This is a genomic window from Arsenophonus endosymbiont of Bemisia tabaci Q2 (assembly GCF_902713415.1).
Classification (GTDB): domain Bacteria; phylum Pseudomonadota; class Gammaproteobacteria; order Enterobacterales; family Enterobacteriaceae; genus Arsenophonus.
Genome location: NZ_CACTIE010000163.1, coordinates 1 through 3,212 on the forward strand (window position 1 = coordinate 1; position 3,212 = coordinate 3,212).

General features: G+C 36.2%; 1 protein-coding gene and 4 pseudogenes. 1 reads left to right on the forward strand and 4 read right to left on the reverse strand.

Annotated elements, in window-relative coordinates:
• On the reverse strand, positions 1–482 hold a 482-nt coding region (locus ARSQ2_RS08820; RefSeq protein WP_181995066.1), incomplete at its 3' end, for a phosphatase PAP2 family protein.
• 475 nt (positions 483–957) lie between these two features.
• Between ARSQ2_RS08820 and ARSQ2_RS13050 the strand changes: the two are divergent.
• Positions 958–1,345: pseudogene (locus tag ARSQ2_RS13050) on the forward strand (transposase); the annotation flags it as partial.
• Here the strand turns inward: ARSQ2_RS13050 and nadR are convergent.
• The 3 pseudogenes from nadR to ARSQ2_RS08845 all read right to left on the reverse strand — a co-directional run.
• A pseudogene (gene nadR, locus ARSQ2_RS08835) lies at positions 1,336–2,207 on the reverse strand (multifunctional transcriptional regulator/nicotinamide-nucleotide adenylyltransferase/ribosylnicotinamide kinase NadR); the annotation flags it as partial. The pseudogenes ARSQ2_RS13050 and nadR overlap by 10 nt on opposite strands.
• A gap of 105 nt (positions 2,208–2,312) precedes the next feature.
• Positions 2,313–2,561, reverse strand: a pseudogene (locus ARSQ2_RS08840) (helix-turn-helix domain-containing protein); the annotation flags it as partial.
• Positions 2,548–3,133 (reverse strand): annotated as a pseudogene (locus ARSQ2_RS08845) (S16 family serine protease); the annotation flags it as partial. The pseudogenes ARSQ2_RS08845 and ARSQ2_RS08840, both read right to left, overlap by 14 nt.
• Between the last annotated feature and the right edge of the window lie 79 nt (positions 3,134–3,212).

Here is a 3,212-nt window from a genome sequence, read left to right on the forward strand (position 1 = left end):
GCAACCAAAAATGCGCCTGCCACATCTAAAGGCCAATGTACACCGAGAAAAATTCTAGCCCACGCAATTGTCAACGCCGGTATAAATAATAACAGCCGAACCCAATTTCTTAACCAGAATAAAAAGCCAAAAGCGAAGGTAAAGGCAATAGTAGCATGATTACTGGGAAATGATGGTGTTGGCGCATGAGCAAGAAAATGTTGGCCTATTCCTAATATAAAAGGTCGTTCTTTTGGGAAATTTACCCCAATAAAACCGGAAATAGCTAAACCGATAATAACTGCGAGAGCGTTTTTACAGACAAACACTCTTTGGCGAACTAGATTTTTCGATGATCCCCAAAGCCACCAGGCAATGGTAATTAAGGGAAATATAAGAATGAGTCGTTTAGCCAAAAAAATTGCCAGTGTTAACGTACCAATGGATGTAATTGGGGCGGCATTAATAAAACTAAACAAACTTAAGTTAATATCGTTTAGCAAGGTAGAGCCCTCATTGAATATGTATCCTGATTATTTATATTAGATAGCCAATGGTAAAATGTCTTTTACATAGGGTAAAGTAAGTTTGGTAAAATTTTTATAAAAGTTATTCATTTATTAAAAGAATTTGATGCTCAGGGCGTGGGCGTGCGAGTCCGGTTTTTTGATGACGGGACAAGCAGCTGATGGTCAAATGGGAAAAATAGTCGGCACCACTCTCTGTATCTTGGCTCAAATTTAACGACGGAGAATACTGGCGCGCACGAATTGTAGTGGTCTAATAAAACTGTAGGGATTTATATAGCTAAGCGACTTAATTTTGATGACATTATTTATATGAGCTATTTAATTAATTTTAGACGTAAAGTGATATAGCTGGGCGACTTTAAAATGATTACAATTAATTACTCTATATCAGTAAATTTATATTGAAGAAAAACATATATTTTGTAATCAAAATTAAGTCGCTTAGCTATATTTAGCTTGCGTGTTAGATTTAGCCACCAAAGAAATTATTGGTTATGCCTTATCAACAAAACCAGATTCGAAATTAGTGAAAGAAGTCTTAGATAACGCCATTGAACGGCAATTACCGGATACGACAAGTTTGATGTTCCATTCAGATCAAGGTTGCCAATATTCATCGGAGGAGTTTAGGGCGCACCTCTTTGAAAGGAGAATAACTCAAAGCATGAGTCGGCGACAATGCCGTGATGGAAAGATTTTTTAGGAGTTTAAAGACAGAAAAGCTTAACCATTTATCGTTTATGAATCATCAATCTGCTGTCTATGAAGTTGAAAATTACATTCAGTTTTATAATTATTATCGACGCTATTCAACGATTGGTTATTTTAAATTTTGAAATGTTATACGTTCCTCATCACTACCCAAACTGCGTAATCCATCAGCAACCCATGGGGTATTATTTTCTAATAAAATAACCAGATCAAAACGATATTCATCAATTAATGCTTGCACAAAAGGATGTGGTTTCCCCTCATATCGTTTACAAAAAGCTTGGGTTGTAATGAAATCAGTATCGATAAAGGCAATTTTATTGGCATATTTAACGGCAAAATCAATATATTTTGCATGACCCAATGCTATCTTGTCATAGTCAGAATATTGTAACGCCATCTCATCGCCATCTAAATGAGAGAAAACATAATGACGACCATATTCCCATGCACTGGTGGTGTTAAAAACATTCGCAAGCTTATTAACTAAAGTCGATTTATCACTTGATTCCCCACCTAATATGGCTACCTTCTTACGCACAAAAAATGGTTTTACTTCCGTTGGAATATATTCCCAATACCCCAATACCGAAATGGCGCTTGCCTAATTTGATTGCCACTAATATTCATAAATGTGCGCTCAGGATCAATAAGTACCACTTCTGAACCAAGATATTTTTATAATGCGCAATATCATCCACTTCACCAGAATAAATAAATTGTGGTTGAATATTTTTTGCCATTAGAAATTTTTTCATTCCTTCGCTCCATACTTCCCAGCCTTGTGGGTATGGTTCTATGCCTTGCTCATCAAAAGAATGAATATAAATATTTTTTGATATTTGAAAGTTTGTAATAACCATCGTAGCCGATCGCTTACTATCGGTTCCTGTGACATCGAACTGTCGATAAAAGCGCCTGATCACGAGGTTTATCATGACAAAGAATGACATATAATTCATCAACTTGACTACACACACGCTGTATAGCTAAGCGTCTTAATTTTGATTACAAAATATATGTTTTTCTCCAATATAAATTTACTGATATAGAGTAATTACTTGTAATTATTTTAAAGTCGCCCAGCTATATCAGGTAAATATGGCCTGTATGCAATGGATAAAACTTACCAAATACCACACCAATACGTTTAGTCTTTAATGGATATTCAATATTTAAAAAACGATGCAATGCGGCAATTTTGTGCGCACTAGGATTATTAATTTTTTCATTAATTAATTGGCTTAAATAACCTTTTGTCATGCCGAAAGCAGTTGCAATCTGTTGTAAAGTACAACCTGTTTGTTTAATAGCCTGTTTCAAATAATCAAACTGTTTTATCGCTTCTCCGGTTAATCAAAGTTTTCCATAACCGTGTTAATCCCTCTGACAGTTTTTTCACACCAAATAACTGCATATTGGGTAATGGTTTTTGGGGAACCTTAGCATAAGGAACAATCGCTCGTTTAAAACCATGTTTTTCCGCCTCAATAATCCGCTCTTGGCCACTAGGTACTGGACAGATTTCACCCGCCAATCCAACCTCATCAAAAACCACAACATTACGCGGCAATGGACGATTACGGAAACTGGAGACTAAAGAAAAGAGTAAAGCAAGATCAGCACTGGTTTCCGTCACTTTAACCCCACCAACAACATTAACAAAAACATCTTGATCCGAGATCTGTAATCCACCATGCCGATGCAAAATAGCCAGAAAAATCGCTAATCGATTCTGCTCTAAAGCGACAGAAACGCGGTCGTGGATTAGCTAGCATTCTAGCATTGAATAAGTCCACTAGCGCCTGAATTTCCACCAGCAATGGTCGCGTTCCTTCCCAAACAACCATCAGCGAGCTCCCCGAAGTGATTTCTTCTGCTCTAATGAGAAAAATATAGCTGGGCGACTTTAAAGTGATTACAAGTAATTACTCTATATCAGTAAATTTATATTGGAGAAAAACATATATTTTGTAATCAAAATTAAGACGC